Consider the following 16,340-nt stretch of genomic DNA (forward strand, 5'->3'; position numbering starts at 1 on the left):
CTGTCCATTCCAGCAAGTCTCACTCCCCTTGCCGTCGCGGCGGATCCGCTGGGACGTCCGGACGTTCCAGCGCCCAGGGTGAGCAAGGTCAAGACGGTCTCCGCGCTCGGGGCGAAAGAGGCCCGAGAGCGAGTGGCGAAGAACCGGGCAACCAACAACAAGCAGGCCGCTCAGGCACGCAGTGAGCGGGCCGCCCACTGGCCGAAGGCTTCACACAGCACACAGAAGATATCCGGCAAGTCGGCGACGGCCACCGTCTCCGTCACCGCACCTCGTCCAGTGAAGGCCGCAGCACGCAAGGGGAAGCCGGCCGCTGCTGCCGCAGGCGCCGCCACGGTGAATGTGCTCGACCAGAAGGCAGCACGCGGCGCGGGTATCACCGGCGTCGTGTTCACCGCCGCAGCTGAATCCCCTGGTACTGCCGGAATCACCGTCGACTACTCCACCTTTGCCGATGCGATCGGCGGCCACTGGGGATCCCGCCTCGGCCTGGTATCCCTGCCCGCCTGCGCGCTCACCAGCCCGCAGAAGGCCAAGTGCCGTACGCAGACGCCCGTCCCATCCCGAAACGACGCCACGAAGCAGACCGTCTCCGCACAGGTCGCCGTGCCGCAGGCGACCGCGGCCAAGGGCGGACCGTCAGCAGCGGGTGTCTTCGCCGTGACGGCGGTTGCCGCTGCTCCGGCATCCGGGTCCGGTGACTACAAGGCGACCCCGCTGACCGCCTCCTCCAGCTGGGAAGCAGGCGGTTCGTCCGGGGCTTTCACCTGGTCCTACCCGATCAGCGTGCCGCCCGCAGCAGCCGGCCCCGCCCCCTCGCTCTCACTGTCCTACGACTCCGGCAGCATCGACGGGCGGACCGCGAACACCAACAACCAGGGCTCCATGCTCGGTGAAGGGTTCGATCTCACCTCTTCCTACATCGAGCGCAAGTACGGCTCGTGCGAGGACGACGGCCAGGACGACAAGTCCGACCAGTGCTGGAAGTACGAGAACGCCTCCCTCGTCCTCAACGGCAAGGCCACCGAACTCGTCAAGGACGACGCCAAGGGCATCTGGCACCTGAAGAACGACGACGCCTCCCAGGTCACCCACGAGACCGGCGCCGACAACGGCGACGACGGCGACAACATCGTCGACGGCAAGGGCGACGGCAAGGGCGAGTACTGGAAGGTCGTCACCGGTGACGGCACCACCTACACCTTCGGCCTGAACAAACTTGACGGCGCCGGCACCGAGCGCACCAACTCCGTCTGGACCGCTCCCGTCTTCGGCGACGACGCCGGAGAACCCGGGTACTCCTCCGACACCGGCTTGTCCGGCCGTGCCAAGACACAGGCATGGCGCTGGAACCTCGACCTTGTCACCGACATCCACGGCAACGCCTCCACCTACTGGTACAAGGCGGATACGAACCACTACGCCAAGAACGGCGACAAGACGAAGCTCGCCGCCTACACCCGTGGCGGCTACCTCGAAGAGATCAAGTACGGACAGCGCTCCAACACGCTGTTCACCGGCAAGCCCTCCGGGACCGTGGAATTCACCTACAAGGAACGCTGCACCGCAACGGACTGCTCCTCACTGACCGAGGACACCGCGAAAAACTGGCCCGATGTCCCCTTCGACGCCATCTGTGCAGCCGATGAGACCGACTGCCTGCCCACCGGGCCCGCTTTCTTCACTCGCAAAATGCTCACCGGCATCAACACGAGCGTCTGGTCCACGGCCGCCGAGCCCGACGCGTACAAGCCGGTCGACAGCTACAGCCTGACCTACCAGTTCCTGGACGGCGCGGACATCGGCAACCCGTCCGACAAGACGCTGACCCTCAAGACGCTCCAGCGCACCGGGAAGAACGGCGGAGGCATCACCGTGCCGCCGGTGGAGTTCGGCTACCACATGCTGCCCAACCGCGTGGAGTCCGACGGCGACAAAATCGTTCCGCTGACCCGCCCCCGCATCAACACCATCACCACCGAGACCGGCGCCATCACCACGGTCGCCCTCTCCGAGCCGGAGTGCGTCCGCGGCAGCAAGATGCCCAAGGCCGAGGACGACAACAGCCTGTCCTGCTACCCCGTGTACTGGCCCGCCAACGGCGGCGACCCGCAACTGGACTGGTTCCACAAGTACAACGTCACCTCCGTGTCCACCTCGGATCCGGCCGGCCAAAACGAGGCCGTGGAGAATTCCTATACCTACGAGAACCCCGGCTGGCACTACAACGACGACCCATTCACGCCCGAGGACGAGCGCACCTGGTCCAGCTGGCGCGGATACCAGAAAGTCACCACCTACACCGGCGACACCAGGCACCCGCAGTCCAAGACCGTCCGCCTCTACATGCAGGGCATGCACGGCGACAAACGCCTGAACACCACCACACCCCGGAGCGCCACCGTTGCCGGCATCGACGTGGCAGGCCTGGACGTATCGGACGCCACCGACTACGACCAGTACGCGGGATCCCTGCGTGAGGAGCTCACTTACAACGGTGCCCAACCGGTCACCGTCACGGTCAACAACTTCTGGAACCAGCTGACCGCCAGCCAGCAGCGGTCCTACGCCAACGCCAAGGCGTACTTCGTGCGCACCGGTCGCACCTACGCCTACACCTACCTGCCCCTCAGCAACACGTGGCGCCGCAGCTACACCTCGCACACCTACGACGACACGTACGGCATGGTCACCCAGTCCGAAGCCATCGGCGACCAGGACAAGACCGGGGACGAGACCTGCACCCGGGTCTGGTACGCGCGCAACCCCGACAAGGGACTCACCAGTCTCGTCTCCCGCACCCGAGTCGTCGGATCCGCCTGCCTGAGCTCAGGGGCCGTCATCACCGACGACAAACTGAACCTCCCCGCGAACTCCAAGACGCGCGGTGACGTGCTTTCCGACACCGCCGCCGTGTACGACAACGCCACGGCCACCGGCTGGTCGGCCTCCCAGTCCCCGACCCGAGGTCTCGCCACCTGGACCGGCAGGGCCAAGGCGTACCCGGCCGCGATCGGTACGAACGACCGCACCCCCGCCCTCGACGGCGGCTGGCAGACGGTCACCAAGACCACGTACGACACCCTCGGACGCCCGCTCAGCGTCACGGACGCCAAGGGCAACGCCACCACCACGACGTACTACCCCGCAGCGGCGGGCCCGCTCACCTCCACCGTTGTCGCTGCGCCCAAGCTCGCCTCCAACGGCCAGTCCCACAAGACGTACACCTACGTCGACCCGGCACGCGGTTCGGTCACCAGCATCCTCGACGCCAACGTCAAGAAGACCGAGAACACCTACGACGCACTCGGCCGCATCACCGACACCTGGGCACCCAACCGCAGCAAGGGCACCGACACCCCGACGGTGAAGTACGACTACAACTTCGCCCGCGGCAGCCAGCCTTGGACCTCGGTCGCCACCATCAAGGCCGACGGCCAGAGCTACCAGACCAGCTACGCCATCACCGACGCACTCCTGCGCCCACTCCAGACCCAGACCGCATCGCCCCTCGGCGGCCGGATCCTGACCGACACCCGCTACGACTCACGCGGCCTCGCCTACGAGACGTACGCCGACATCTACGACAACCTCAACGCCCCGGACGGCAAGTACGCCCGTGCCTCCTACGCCCACACCCCGGCCCTGACCCGGACCACGTACGACGAGGCAGCACGCCCCACGACCAGCACGTTCACCGTCTTCGGTGACGACCGGTGGTCGACCACCACCAGTTACACCGGTGACTCGACCGCCACCACGGCGGTCAAGGGCGGCAACGCCACCCGCACCATCACCGACGCCCTGGGCCGCACCACCGAGACCCGCACCTACGCAGGCACCGAGCCGAACGACACCGCGTACGGCGCCACCACCGGCACCGCCTACACCCGGGTGAAGTACGACTACACCCGCGACGGCAAGCAGTCGCAGATCACCGGCATCGACGACGCCAAGTGGACCTACACCTACGACCTGTTCGGCCGCCAAACCGACACGACTGACCCGGACAAGGGCGCCTCCAGAACCGATTACACGGAGCTCGACCAGATCGACTTCACGACCGACTCGCGTGGCGCGAAGCTGCTGTACGGCTACGACGAGATCGGCCGCAAGACTGACCTGTGGCAGACCACGAAGGCGGACGCCGACAAGCTCGCCCACTGGAGCTACGACACTCTCCTCAAGGGCAAGCCCGACGCTTCCACCCGCTACGTCGGCGGTACCACCGGCAAGGCATACACCAAGCAGATCACGGCCTATGACACCCTCGGCCGCGCCACGAGCACCGACGTTCTGTTGCCGGCCGACGACTCGCTGGTCATCTCCGGCGCCGTAAAGGACAAGATCACCTTCGGTACTGACTACCGACTCGACGGCGCCGTCAACAACACCAAAGAACCCGGCATCGCCGGACTCCCCACGGAGATCGTCCAGCCGAAATACAACTCCGTCGGCCTGACCACCGAACTCTCCGGAACCAACACCTACCTCCTCGGCGTCACCTACTCCGCCCTCGGCCAAGCCGAACAGCTCACCCTCGGCGCCGGCGCCAAGAACACCTACATCACCAACAAGTACGAGGCAGGCACCGGCCGACTCACCCGCAGCCACGTCACGGACCAGACCCACCCGTACATGCTGCAGGACCTCAACTTCACCCAGGACGACGCAGGCAACGTCCAGTCCATCTTCGACCCCACCACCCTCGGCGGCACCACCAAGGCCGACAACCAGTGCTTCGAGTACGACCTCAACCGGCGTCTGACCGAAGCCTGGACCCCCAAAACCGCCGACTGCGCAACCGATGGCCGCACCACCGCCAACCTCGACGGCGCCGCCCCGTACTGGACCAGCTACACCTACAACAACGCCGGCCAGCGCGACACCGAGACAACCCACGCGGCCACGGGCGACGCCACCACCACGTACGGATACAAGACACCGACCGGCCAGCCCCACCCGCTCGTCAAGACCACGGGCGCCAAGGCCGCCACGTACGCGTACGACAAGGCGGGCAACACCACAGGACGCCCCGGCACCCAGGCCACCCAGACCCTGGACTGGAACACCGAGGGCGAACTCGCCTCCACCACCGAACCAGCAGCCGGCACCAAACCCGCTCTGGGCACCACCTATCTCTACGACGCCGACGGCGAACTCCTCATCCGCCGCGCGACCGGAGACGGCGACACCATCCTCTACCTCGGTGCCACCGAAGTACGCCTCACCACCAAGGGCGCGACCAAGACGGTCTCCGGCACCCGCTACTACAGCGCCGCAGGCCAGACCATCGCGGTCCGCACCGCAACGGCCGGCACCGCGGGCAGCAAGCTCAGCTTCCTCGCCGCCGACCACCACGGCACCAGCAGCATCGCCACCGACGCCACCACCCAGGACGTCACCAAGCGCTACACCACCCCCTTCGGCGCACCCCGCGGGACGAAGTCCACGACCTGGCCCGACGACAAGGCCTTCCTGGGCAAGCCCGCCGACAGCACCACTGGGCTTACCCACATCGGCGCCCGCGAATACGACCCGGCCATTGGTCAATTCATCAGCGTCGACCCGGTACTGGACCCCGCCCAGCACCAATCCCTGAACGGCTACGCGTATGGCAACAACAACCCTGTAACGTCCGCAGACCCCACTGGCATGTGGATCGACGACGGCACAGGCCACAGCGAGCCCCGGCCCGACGGTCCGGCGGCGCCGCCAAGCCCCACTCCGGGGAAGTCGGGAGGCACTCATAGCGGTGGAGGCGGAGGCGGCGGCGGTGGCGGTGGCAAATCAAAGGGGACCGCGAGCACTAGTGGATCGAGTCCGACGCCAGCGCCCAGACCTGGGGTAGCACCCGAGCCGGGACCCTATGGCGGTGTCTACATGGAGGCGGAGTCGGGGCAGCTTCTGCAGGAGGCTGCACTCGCTGCCTGTGGTTGGATCCCCGCCCTCGGTCTTGGGTGCGACGCTTACGACATTGGCCGATCCGTCGATGCGGGAGATGAACTCGGTGCTGGGTTGGGGATTGTTGGGCTTCTTCCGTTTGGTGATTTCGGAAAGCTCGGGAAGCAGTTCGAACGACTGCAGGATGCCTGGAATCTGGCCCGTCACATAAGAGGGATTGACCCTAAAAAGGTCGTCGATTCCCTAGCGGCTACTGGGCGCTTTAAGAAGTCGGCCAACCTGGCAGCCGCCACCGTTGACGTTGACGGTGTAAACCCGATGATTCTAGCCGCGATGAGTGGTAACGAAAGAAGGGCAGGCATGGTGCCCGCGCCCGGAGATGTTCATAATGGATACCCGCAGCGGTATGTTCCGACTGGCAGGGCTTCCGATTCTGAACAGAAGATATTCAATTATCTGGCCAATGAGTTGGGCCCACCGAGTGAGTCTGTTGGCGGAACCATTCGCTTGCACACGCAGCGGGATATGTGTGATTCATGTAATGGTGTCATGAAATCATTTCAGGCAGACTATCCAGGCATTCGGATTGTGATGACTGAGGGATGATATTGCGTGGCCCGCAGTATTTTCTGCGGGCCATCGTGATTATTCATGGTTATAGGTGCGGTGACACGCGATCCTCTCTCGTTGTCGGGTATTTCGTACTCCACTCGAGCGCGCAAATCGCACCTGTGACTAATTATTCTCTTTTTATCCATGCTTCGAACAGGTCGAACGCAAGCCAATGCCCTGATACGAAGGCTAGGTGGTGGGCGGATAGCCCTTTCCCTCCATGTGAGGGTCGCATTGGATCGGCGCCCTTGGACAGAAGGAGGGCCGTTGCGTCTACGTGTAGCGGCTCACCAGTCTGAATATGTCCATCGATCTCACCATCCACAGCGGAGTGGAGGAGCGTGAACCCATTCCATTCTTGGTGGACATCGGCCCCGGAGTCGAGAAGGTTCCTTAGCCCTTCGAGGTCATCCTGCTCAAGTGCAAGTCTTTCTGGTGTCATGTCCATGCTTTCACCTCATGCTAATTTCTGTTTGAAGCTCTGATCCTAGCCTCAATGCCGGCGGGGTGGCGCGTCAGTGCAGGTCAGGCGGGGTGCCTTTATGTTCTTCGTCAACCCTGCGCGGCCGTTTTTGAGGTGCTTCGTCCGTGCGGGGTTCATGCGGCCAGCTCGACAGTTTTGGGCTGGCGGGGCTTGGTGACTTTCGTAGCGGAGTCAGCTGCGTAATTCCGTGCAGGGGTGATGGAGGGTGCGCGTGATCGTCTGTGCGGCCGTGAGGGTGGTGCGGATGTCGATGTGACCGAAGGGGCTGCAGGATGGCCGCCTTCCAGCAGCTCTACGACCAGCAGCTCGCACGCCTTCCCGGCGTCCAGCGCCTGACCTCCACCCTCGTCATGAAGCACGTCGTCGAAGACCGCCCCCTCCCCGGATGACCCCGCCGCCGGTCTTGGGGACGCTTGGATGACACCACCCGGTCTCGGGGCTCCCAGACCCGGGCGAAGACCGGCGGGACTGTGCGACATCTCGCGAGTTCCCCTGAGCCCCGCTGCGTCCCTATGCCGTGGCCAGGGGAACTCGCGGGATGTCGCACAATCGAGGCGCTGGACGGCAAGGGATGCGTATGGGGCCGGGAGAGCGAGGAAGCCGCAGTTCAGGGCTGGGCTTGCTGTATTCGGATGAGACGGTGCGATGGGCCTGTCCAGGTACGGAGCACGTGCCCCTACCGGCGGAGTCCCGGAGGAACAACCCATCCGGCCCTTAGCCTCGATCTTTCGTGATTGGTCGTCAGCTTCGGCTGGCGGCCAATGCGTCGTTGTGGAGCGTGTGCGGGCATACGGGTGGCCCGATCGTCGCATCGGGTGGGCGCCGGATTCCACGGTTCCGGTCGGTGGCTCTTCTGCTCGTCGGGACGGGTTGTTGCTGGTCAGCGTGGGTTCGGGAGGGTGTCGAGCCGTCTGATCGCGTCTGTGATCACGTCGGTCCATGGCCAGTGGTGGGCGAATCGCAGGTGCCGTTGGCGGGCGGTGGTGATGAGTTGGGCAGCGGCGGAGAACAGCCGCAACCGCAGGCGGCGGGGCTCCCAGAGGCGGGGTTTGCCGGTCAGAGCGAGCATCGGCATCCAGGCGAGCAGGTCGAGGGCGAGCTGGACGATCTCCAGCCAGATCCGGTTCTGTGCGGTCTCGTGCAGGGGCAGGTTCCGCAGGCCGGTGGCCCGTGCGTTCCGAATGCGGTCCTCTGCCCTCGCCCGTCGGCGGTGCCTCAGTTCCAGGTCCGTGATCTTCCCGCCCGTCGTGTTGGTGGCGAAGCAGGTGAGCCGCAGGCCGTCGGCGTCGGTGAAGCGCAACTGGGCGCCGGGGTGGGGCCGTTCCTTGCGGACGATCAGCCGCATTCCCTTCGGCCAGCCCTTGAGTGTGTCGCCGTCGAGTTCGGCGGTCCAGGCGCCGTCGCGGATCTCGCCGCCCGGCTCGACCGCTGGGGTCCAGGCGGAGGCCGGGACCTTCAACACGGCCTGATGAATCTGCTCAGTGATGGTCATCCCGACCGAGTACGACAGCCACCGGCCCCGTTTCGTGAGCCAGGCGAGGAACTCATGGGTGCCGCCCGCGGAGTCGGTACGGATCAGTGTGGACCGGCCGCGCCGGTGACGCTTGGGGAGCTGGGCCAAAGCGAGTTGAGTGGCGGTGATGTGGTCGGCGGCGGTGTTGGATCCCGCGTTCCCCGGCCGCAACAGTGCTGCCACCGGCTCCCCGGTGCCACCGCTTCCGTGGTCGACGAAGCCCATCAGGGGGTGATGTCCAAACGACTTCTTCCAGGTCGCGGCCGCGTCCTGCTTGTCGGAGTGGGCCAGGACCAGCACTCCGTCCAGGTTCACAATCACCTGGCCGCCCCTATCCGGCGCCGCATCTTTGGCCAACGTCCAGACGTACTCGCGCACTTCGGCGCGCGCCGAGCGGATCGCGGTCAGGGCCTTGTCCCCGGCCGCGGCGAGGGTGTCGATCAGCCGGGAGACCGTTGGGTCGGAGGCCACCGGCCCGAACACGGCCGGCTCGGCCCGCAGCAGTCCCGCATCGGCCAGGCAGTCCCCGCCCAGCGCGACCGCGAGAGCCACATCCAGCAGGATCTTGCCCGGATCGTGCACCGCCCGAGGCCGCCGCCACGGCCTCAGCGCCGCCGATATCTCGGTATCCAGGCCGGTCTTACGGGCAGTCTCGACCAGCAGTACTCCGCCAGCCTGCGAGACCACCCCGCTCCCGCCGCCCTCGATGCGGACACGCGGATAGGACCCGATACGCTTCTTCACCTGAGGAGTGCTTCTTTCATGCGCCGACCTGGACCCTAGACAAGTCCCATCGTTGCAGGTCAGGAGCACTCTTCGCGTTTCCGATCACGCATCGGACACCCAGCCACGTGAAAGCCCGAGGTTAGCCTCGATCTTTCGTGATTGGTCGTCAGCTTCGGCTGGCGGCCAATGCGTCGTTGTGGAGCGTGTGCGGGGGCGTTGTCACGTTGGCTGACTGGCGTGGGATGATCTTCGTGGAGGTCGTATCGGGAAGGGGACTGCTCGTGTCGTCCGTGTCGCCGTCGTACCGGGGGCACCGGTACCCCGTCGAGATCATCTCCCACTGCGTGTGGCTGTACCACCGGTTCCCGCTGTCGTTCCGGGAGGTCGAGGAACTGATGCTCGAGCGCGGCGTGGTCGTCTCCTACGAAACCGTCCGGCGGTGGTGCCTGAAGTTCGGTCAGGCCTATGCCAACGCGCTGCGTCGCCGGCGTCCGCGTCCCGGCGACAAATGGCACCTGGACGAGGTCTTCATCAAGATCAACGGTGAGCTGAAGTACCTGTGGCGCGCGGTGGACCAGGACGGCAACGTGCTTGACATCCTCGTGCAGAACAGACGCGACAAGGCCGCGGCCAGGCGTTTCTTCCGCAAACTCCTCAAGAAGACCCGCTCGGTGCCACGGGTGGTGGTCACGGACAAGCTCCGCAGTTACGGGGCCGCCCACCGCGAGGTGATGCCTTCCGTCGAGCACCGCTCCCACAAGGGCCTCAACAACCGGGCCGAGAACTCCCACCAGCCGACCCGGCAACGAGAACGCGCCATGAAGGGCTTCCGCAGCGTCGGCGGAGCCCAACAGTTCCTGTCCGCGTTCAGCGACATCTCACCCCACTTCCGACCCCGACGCCACCTGATGACCGCCACCAACCACCGCGCCGAAATGACCGTCCGCTTCGCGATCTGGGAACAGATCACTGGCACCGCCGGCCTGCCCGCCACGACCTGAGCGCGGAGACGGAACCGACCCCAGCACGTCCCGGCGCCCCGCCAAGCGCCAACACCCTCGACAACGTGACAACGCCAGCCGAGGACATGTCCACCCGGTACGGCCTCACGATCGGATTGTTGCAGGGGCCTGGTGCCGCTTCGTCGCTGTTCCTGTCATCGCCCGGCAGCCCCGTCGACAAGCAGCAGGAGTTTCACCGGCTGCCCGCCAACACCACACCAGCGGGAGTCGCGCACGCCCTGTGCCAGTTGAGCCGCGCCGCCGACCGGCGTGTGGTCGACGACATCCTTCACGAGGCTGCCGCTGACACGCGCTACCCGATCGGATGGTTCCCTGAAGAATGGATCATCGTCCTCGATTTGGAAACGACCGGCCTGAACGAACACCAGGACCGGATCGTGGAGGCGGCCTGGCTGCTGGCGAACCGACGGGCGCTGGCCTGGGACAGCGTTCTCATCAATCCCGGCGTACCAGTGAAGGACTCCTATCGGATCCACGGCATAGACGACGTGACAGCCCTCCACCACGTCCGTAATCCTCGGGAGACCATCGACGAGGTGACTGGGGCGGTTGCCAAGCACATCGTCGACGGCGCCACTCTGGTCGTGTTCAATCGGACCTTCGACCTGCCGTTCCTTGCCGCGGAGTGCCGACGCCACGGCCTGCCTACTCTGGAGGACCGAGTGGGGCGGCCGTTGAAGGTCGTGGACCCCATGCGGATCCACCAGAGCGTTCAGCGTCGTGGGGGAAACAGCAGGCTGGCCGATCTGGCGCTTCTGTACTCTCCTGGGAACACCGCCTCGCACAGTGCTCTTGGTGACTGCTTGGCCACCTGGGACGTGCTGGCCGCGCTATGCCGTAATGAGAGTAGGGCCATTGTGCGCCGGGCGTTCAACGGGTCCGCGCGTGACGCCCAGGAGCTGACACTACGACACCTGCTCGCCTTGAGCTGACCTCGTGACGGTGCGCCGGTCTCATCCTTGGCCGGCGCGTCGAGCACGGTCGCGGGCCTCACCGGCGACGATGCGTCGCTTGTACCGCCACAGCTGCTTGCGTTCCTCCGTCGTGAGGTTGTCCGCGAGGCGGTTCACCTCGCCCCAGGCCGCCGACCGGGCCGCGCGGGCGGAGGCCCAGTCACCTCTCTCGACGGCTTCGCGTGGCGTGATCTGTGCGAATTGCTGGGCGCTGGCGCAGGCGGGTGGTGTCGCAACTGCGTGGCACGAACTCCTCCTCCATGTGGTCTCGGCGAGCGCGGACAGGGTCACACCACGCTGCGTGCGGAACTCACGGAGCCGTGCGTCGACCTGGACGAGCGCGGCGGCGATGGGGGGATTGCTCGTCCGTGAGCCCCTTTCAATCAGGGGCATCCCGGAAATGGCAACAAAAGTTGCTCGTGGTGCGGTGCTGGAGCACTTTGGGGACCGGAGGTGATCGTAGTGATCAAGACGACGGTGAATACACGCGACGGCGGCGCGGCTCTGCGTGGTGACGAGGTCCACGATGTGGCGGTGATCGGTGCCGGAGCAGCAGGCCTGAATGCCGCGCTTCTGCTGGGGCGTGCCCGTCGCAGGGTGGTGGTGATCGATGCGGGCGAGCCCCGCAATGCCCCCGCCGCGCACATGCACGGCTTCCTGTCTCGTGACGGCTTGCCCCCGGCAACCCTGCTCGACCTGGGGCGGGCGGAGATCGACCGCTACGGAGTCGATATCGTCCGGGGCCGGGTCGAGCACGTCGAGCCCGGCTACGAGGTGCGCCTGGAGGGCGGCCCGGTGCTCAGGGCCCGCCGTCTCCTGGTCGCCACCGGGCTGCGCGACGAACTGCCCGACCTTCCCGGCGTCCGGGAACGTTGGGGCAAGGATCTGCTGCACTGCCCGTATTGCCACGCCTACGAGGTCCGTGACCAGCCCCTTGCTGTTCTCGGGACACACCCGGGGGCCGTGCATCAGGCGCTGCTTCTGCGTCAGTGGAGCGAGGACGTCGTCCTCCTCACGCACATGCTCGAACTCTCCCCGCAGGAGCGGGAACAGCTGGATGCGTTCGGTGTGGACATCGTGGAAGGCAGGGCCGTGCGGCTCGTCGTCGATGACGACCGCCTGCGCGGCGTCGAGCTCACCGACGGCCGGGTGATCCCCCGGACCGCTGCCTTCCTCTTCCCTCGGCCGGCCCCGCGCGACGACCTCTTGACTCTGCTCGGCTGCGCCGAGGACGACCAGGGCTGGGTCGTGACGGACCGGACCGGCCGTACCAGCGTGCCGGGGGTGTGGGCCGCCGGCAACGTCGTCGACCCACGCGCCCAGGTCATCGCCGCAGCAGGTATGGGCTCCACCGCTGCGTTCGCCATCAACGCCGACCTGCTCCACGAGGACGTGGAGCTCGCCATTGCACGACACCGCGCACACCGCGCCACGGCTGCCCTGACATGACCGCTCGGCAGGCCACGGGCGATGTAGTCGTGGCCGCCCGTATTACTCCGCGAGGGACCAGGGCGACGGGGCGGCCGAGCAGGCCCGGTCCAGGTGCCGTGCGTTGATCTCCGCGGCCAAATCGTCCCTCGGTGTCGCGGTACTCGTTCACGAACACATCGACAAGGAGAGTTTCACCATGGCAGCAAAGCGCAGTGGTCCCGTGGACAGTGTCACCGAGCAGACGTTTCCCGTCCGTGTACTGCAGGCAAAGCGACCCGTCCTGGTCCAGTTCTGGGCCCCCTGGTGCGGTCCGTGCATCAAGATCACTCCCATCGTTGAGGAGGTGGCCGCCGAGCGTGCGGGTGTCCTGGACGTTGTCAAGATCAACGTAGATGAGGAGCCCGGACTGGCGGACCGGCACGGAGTGTCCTCGATCCCCGCTTTCGTGGTCTACGCCGACGGCGCCCCCGCGAAGGCATGGACGGGCGCCGCCCCGAAGCCCCTCCTGGAACGAAGCCTCGGCCCCTTCCTTCGCTGAGCTCCGGCGGGCATCACGCATTCCGGCGCGGCGGGGGCTGGGCAGAGTGCGTGGTGCCTGCGGTCCGCACTTCTGAAATCGAGGAATCACGGACTCGTATCACGATCAGGACGTCGCCAGGGGCGCCCTGGGGACGCATCTGGAACCGCGAGGCCGAACTGAGCGCCCCCACCCTCAATCGGACCATGGACTGGTTGCGGGATCTGTTGCGGATCAGCGTCGGCGAACACACATGATTCCACCGGGTACTGGACATCGCCCTGGTGCATCCAGGCCTGCTGTCGCTCCCATGCCCACACTCGAAACCCTCACCCCCTACCTGGGCTAGTCCCTGCCCGGCAGGCCATGACGTAGGTGTTGTCGTCGGCAACCGACGACAACGCCGCAGACGGGCGTGCCAGACCTCGCTCACCTGGGCTGACAGTCGGCCGCCGGTTTGCTGCGCCTCGCTCCCGCTGCTCAGACAAACCATCCTCTCTGGATCGGAGCACCTCATGCACCACCACGCTCACCGCCACACCCATGAGCACGTCCACGACATCGACTGGGGCGCCCTCTGCTCCCATCTGGAACGCGAGGCCGAACTGCATACGCCCGCGCTCACCCAGGCCGCAACCTGGCTGCGCGATCTGCTGGGTGGCGTCAGCGTGGGGCGTGTACTCGATGTCGGCAGTGGGCCGGGCGTGGTCGCCGACCTGCTCGCCGACGCCTTCCCGGGCGCAGAGGTGGTCGCCGTCGACCAGTCGCCTGCCTTGCTGGAGCGGGCCCGTACACGTTCGTCCGGCCGTATTGCCACCCAACAGGCCGACCTCCCGGACGAGTTCGGCAGGCTCGGCACGGCCGATCTGATCTGGTCCGCCAACGCCATCCACCATCTCGGCGACCAGCAGGCAGCGTTGACCGCCCTCGCCGCTTCCCTGCGCCCCGGCGGGCTGCTCGCCGTGGCCGAACGCGGCCTGCCCGTGCGCTTCCTTCCTCGTGACATCGGCCTGGGCCGCCCAGGACTCCAGGCCCGCCTGGACGCCGGCAATGAGGACGGCTTCACCGCCATGCGCACCGAACTCCCGGGCGTGGATGAGGTTGAGGACTGGCCCGCCATGCTGGCCCGGGCCGGTCTCGTTCCCACCGGCACGCGCACCTTTCTCACCGACTCGCCGGCCCCGCTCGGACTACCGGCTCGCGAGTACCTGCACACCCGTCTCGCCCGGCAGCGCGACCAGTTCGGCGAGCACCTGAACGACGAGGACCGCGCGACCGTGGAGGCCCTCCTGCACGCCGACGCCCCTACCAGCATCCTCTGGCGCCCCGACGCCTTCTACCTCACCGCCACCACCGTCCACACCGCCCGCGCCTGCACTGCCTAGAAGATCACGGAAAACGTTTCAGGGTTTGGCCTCGTCCGGTCCGGCGCGAGGCCAAACTGCTGTGTGCCCAGAGGAAATGGGACGAGGGGCCGGTCGGGGGCGGTGTCCGGGTGACCTGCCGGGAACTGATCTCCGCCGTCCCGCACGAGCACTACGCCCCGACCCCCTACCGGCTGCATCCGGTCGGCGTCAGCCAGTACCTGACCGACGGCCATCGGCCTTGGTAACCGGCAGCTCACTGTCCTGCACCTGCTCGGTCGCACCCTCGGCAGCGTCGCGCTGTACGCCCCCCTCGGGGCTCTTCTCAGGCGACATCGTCTACGACGACCGGCTGCTCGACGACATCCACGGAGGCGATCAGAAAGACTACGTCGCCACCATCGCCCGGCTGCGCGACCTACCCGTCACCGTCGTCCACCCCGGGCACGGGTCCTCCTTCGACAGAACCCGGCTATGCGAGATCGCCGACGCCTGCACTACCGCCCGTCCCTGAAACCGCCGACCACTCACCCCGCCTCGGCACCGAAGGACCTTTGCCGGGGCGCGCTTGGCACAGGCAGCCAGTGGTGGTGCTCCTGGACAGCGGTGCTGGGGAGTCTTCGTCTGCCCCCGTACCGAAGGACGTCCGCGTGCGTCACTGGAGCACCTCGCTGTTCCGGCCAGGCGTGAGCACACCGTGTGCGGGGAACGCGGCCAGTAGCGAGGTTGCGACGAGGCCCGAGGTTTCCGACTTCGCTGCCAAGGGTGGTCGCGGCGGTGAGGGGGCCCACGGCGGCGCCGACGTTGAGCGCGGCAGTCGCATAGGAGCCAGCCATGGTGGGGGCTCCTGCTGCCTCGCACAGCACTCGCGTGATCAGCGTGCTGCCCAGCGCGAGCGACAGCGCGCCCTGCGCGAATATGAGGGCAAGCAGAGCGATCGGCTTGTCGGCCGGCATGGCCAGGGCCGGCCAGCCGACGAGCAACAGCGGCCCGCAGACTGCCATGCCTAGGCCGGGGCGCCGGTCGGACAGCCGCCCGGTGACGGTGACACCGGCAAGGAACGGTTCTCACAGTTGTCCGCCTGCGCCACCAGCGTTATGTCTCGCAACAAGCAGCAACTCGCGCCCTGATCCAGTACCCACCCGGCCACTTGCGGTGCCTCCCGAAGGGTGTCCCTAGCAACGGATGTTTCCGGTCAGGCCGGCGGCTCCGCCCGGGAGTGGGGTTTGGCCCGGACATGCATGCGTTCTCCCTGGGGGCCGAACAGGTTGAGGATCTCCACCGGGGACTCGCCCGCGGGGCCGAACCAGTGCGGCAGGCGGGTGTCGAACTCGGCTGCCTCGCCCGGTTCCATGATCAGGTCGTGGTCGGCCAGGATGAGCCGCAGGCGTCCGGACAGGACATACAGCCACTCGTACCCCTCGTGCGTGACGGGGTCAGGCCGGTTGTGTTCCGCGGGGATGATCGACTTCCAGGCCTGCAGGCGCCCCGGCTGAGTCGACAGCGGAATCACCGTACGACCGCGGTGGACGCGAGGCTTGCAACGAACCCGCGGGTCGCCGACTTCCGGCGCCCCGACGAGTTCATCCAGGGGTACCTGGTGGGCCTGTGCGATGGGCAGCAGCAACTCCAGGCTCGGGCGGCGCTGCCCCGACTCCAGCCTTGACAGTGTGCTCTTGGAGATGCCGGTGGCCTCGGCCAGCGCCGACAGGGTCACGCCGCGCTGGGTGCGGACGCGCCTGAGGCGGGTGCCGACCTGGGCCAGCGTGGCGGCGATCGGTGATTGCTCGTCCATACCCCCATTCCACCTCCCG

At 66.7% G+C, this 16,340-nt stretch carries 11 protein-coding genes and 2 pseudogenes; 8 read left to right on the forward strand and 5 right to left on the reverse strand.

Annotated elements, in window-relative coordinates; all coding sequences use genetic code 11:
- Nucleotides 1-78 precede the first annotated feature (78 nt).
- Entirely contained in the window at nucleotides 79-6,510 is a 6,432-nt protein-coding gene (locus tag OG609_RS36840) for a deaminase domain-containing protein (RefSeq protein WP_327276790.1), read from the forward strand.
- Nucleotides 6,511-6,643: 133 nt separating this feature from the next.
- Here the strand turns inward: OG609_RS36840 and OG609_RS36845 are convergent, their stop codons facing one another.
- Nucleotides 6,644-6,964, reverse strand: coding sequence for an ankyrin repeat domain-containing protein (locus OG609_RS36845; protein ID WP_327276791.1), 321 nt, complete (start codon nucleotides 6,962-6,964; stop codon nucleotides 6,644-6,646).
- A gap of 308 nt (nucleotides 6,965-7,272) precedes the next feature.
- Between OG609_RS36845 and OG609_RS36850 the strand changes: the two are divergent.
- Nucleotides 7,273-7,389: pseudogene (locus tag OG609_RS36850) on the forward strand (Lrp/AsnC family transcriptional regulator); the annotation flags it as partial.
- Between the two features lie 491 nt (nucleotides 7,390-7,880).
- Here OG609_RS36850 and OG609_RS36855 read toward each other — a convergent pair.
- Complete coding sequence (locus OG609_RS36855; protein WP_327271014.1) at nucleotides 7,881-9,257, reverse strand: IS1380 family transposase; 1,377 nt, start codon at nucleotides 9,255-9,257, stop codon at nucleotides 7,881-7,883.
- A gap of 224 nt (nucleotides 9,258-9,481) precedes the next feature.
- On the opposite strand from OG609_RS36855, the gene OG609_RS36860 reads away from it, so the two are divergent.
- On the forward strand, nucleotides 9,482-10,240 hold the full coding sequence (locus tag OG609_RS36860) for an IS6 family transposase (RefSeq protein ID WP_327278311.1): 759 nt from the start codon (nucleotides 9,482-9,484) through the stop codon (nucleotides 10,238-10,240).
- A 65-nt stretch (nucleotides 10,241-10,305) separates the two neighbouring features.
- Complete coding sequence (locus OG609_RS36865; protein ID WP_327276792.1) at nucleotides 10,306-11,193, forward strand: 3'-5' exonuclease; 888 nt, start codon at nucleotides 10,306-10,308, stop codon at nucleotides 11,191-11,193.
- A gap of 21 nt (nucleotides 11,194-11,214) precedes the next feature.
- Here OG609_RS36865 and OG609_RS36870 read toward each other — a convergent pair whose 3' ends face one another.
- The gene (locus OG609_RS36870; protein WP_327276793.1) at nucleotides 11,215-11,607 is read right to left on the reverse strand and encodes a hypothetical protein; all 393 of its coding nucleotides are present in this window, start codon (nucleotides 11,605-11,607) and stop codon (nucleotides 11,215-11,217) included.
- A gap of 72 nt (nucleotides 11,608-11,679) precedes the next feature.
- Between OG609_RS36870 and OG609_RS36875 the strand changes: the two genes are divergently transcribed.
- The 4 genes from OG609_RS36875 to OG609_RS36890 all read left to right on the forward strand — a co-directional run bounded on the left by OG609_RS36875 (nucleotide 11,680) and on the right by OG609_RS36890 (nucleotide 15,040).
- On the forward strand, nucleotides 11,680-12,663 hold the full coding sequence (locus tag OG609_RS36875) for an NAD(P)/FAD-dependent oxidoreductase (RefSeq protein ID WP_327278312.1): 984 nt from the start codon (nucleotides 11,680-11,682) through the stop codon (nucleotides 12,661-12,663).
- 178 nt (nucleotides 12,664-12,841) lie between these two features.
- A complete protein-coding gene (locus tag OG609_RS36880; RefSeq protein WP_327276794.1) occupies nucleotides 12,842-13,183 on the forward strand; it encodes a thioredoxin family protein in 342 nt (113 codons plus the stop codon).
- Nucleotides 13,184-13,677: 494 nt separating this feature from the next.
- Nucleotides 13,678-14,547 carry a class I SAM-dependent methyltransferase gene (locus tag OG609_RS36885; protein WP_327276795.1) on the forward strand — a complete coding sequence of 290 codons (870 nt, stop codon included), beginning with the start codon at nucleotides 13,678-13,680 and terminating at the stop codon, nucleotides 14,545-14,547.
- A 220-nt stretch (nucleotides 14,548-14,767) separates the two neighbouring features.
- Nucleotides 14,768-15,040 (forward strand): hypothetical protein, encoded by a 273-nt coding sequence (locus OG609_RS36890; protein ID WP_327276796.1) that lies wholly within the window; start codon nucleotides 14,768-14,770, stop codon nucleotides 15,038-15,040.
- 141 nt (nucleotides 15,041-15,181) lie between these two features.
- Here the strand turns inward: OG609_RS36890 and OG609_RS36895 are convergent.
- Together OG609_RS36895 and OG609_RS36900 are read right to left on the reverse strand one after the other, a co-directional pair.
- Nucleotides 15,182-15,581: pseudogene (locus OG609_RS36895) on the reverse strand (Cmx/CmrA family chloramphenicol efflux MFS transporter); the annotation flags it as partial.
- Nucleotides 15,582-15,721: 140 nt separating this feature from the next.
- On the reverse strand, nucleotides 15,722-16,321 hold the full coding sequence (locus OG609_RS36900) for a helix-turn-helix domain-containing protein (RefSeq protein ID WP_327276797.1): 600 nt from the start codon (nucleotides 16,319-16,321) through the stop codon (nucleotides 15,722-15,724).
- Nucleotides 16,322-16,340: the final 19 nt, after the last annotated feature.

Source organism: Streptomyces sp. NBC_01224 (assembly GCF_036002945.1).
Lineage (GTDB): Bacteria > Actinomycetota > Actinomycetes > Streptomycetales > Streptomycetaceae > Streptomyces.

Coding starts and splice junctions, on each gene's coding strand:
- OG609_RS36845 (WP_327276791.1), bottom strand. CDS start 6,964: ATGGACATGACACCAGAAAGACTTGCACTTGAGCAGGATGACCTCGAA.
- OG609_RS36860 (WP_327278311.1), top strand. CDS start 9,482: ATGATCTTCGTGGAGGTCGTATCGGGAAGGGGACTGCTCGTGTCGTCC.
- OG609_RS36870 (WP_327276793.1), bottom strand. CDS start 11,607: ATGCCCCTGATTGAAAGGGGCTCACGGACGAGCAATCCCCCCATCGCC.
- OG609_RS36880 (WP_327276794.1), top strand. CDS start 12,842: ATGGCAGCAAAGCGCAGTGGTCCCGTGGACAGTGTCACCGAGCAGACG.
- OG609_RS36885 (WP_327276795.1), top strand. CDS start 13,678: ATGCACCACCACGCTCACCGCCACACCCATGAGCACGTCCACGACATC.
- OG609_RS36900 (WP_327276797.1), bottom strand. CDS start 16,321: ATGGACGAGCAATCACCGATCGCCGCCACGCTGGCCCAGGTCGGCACC.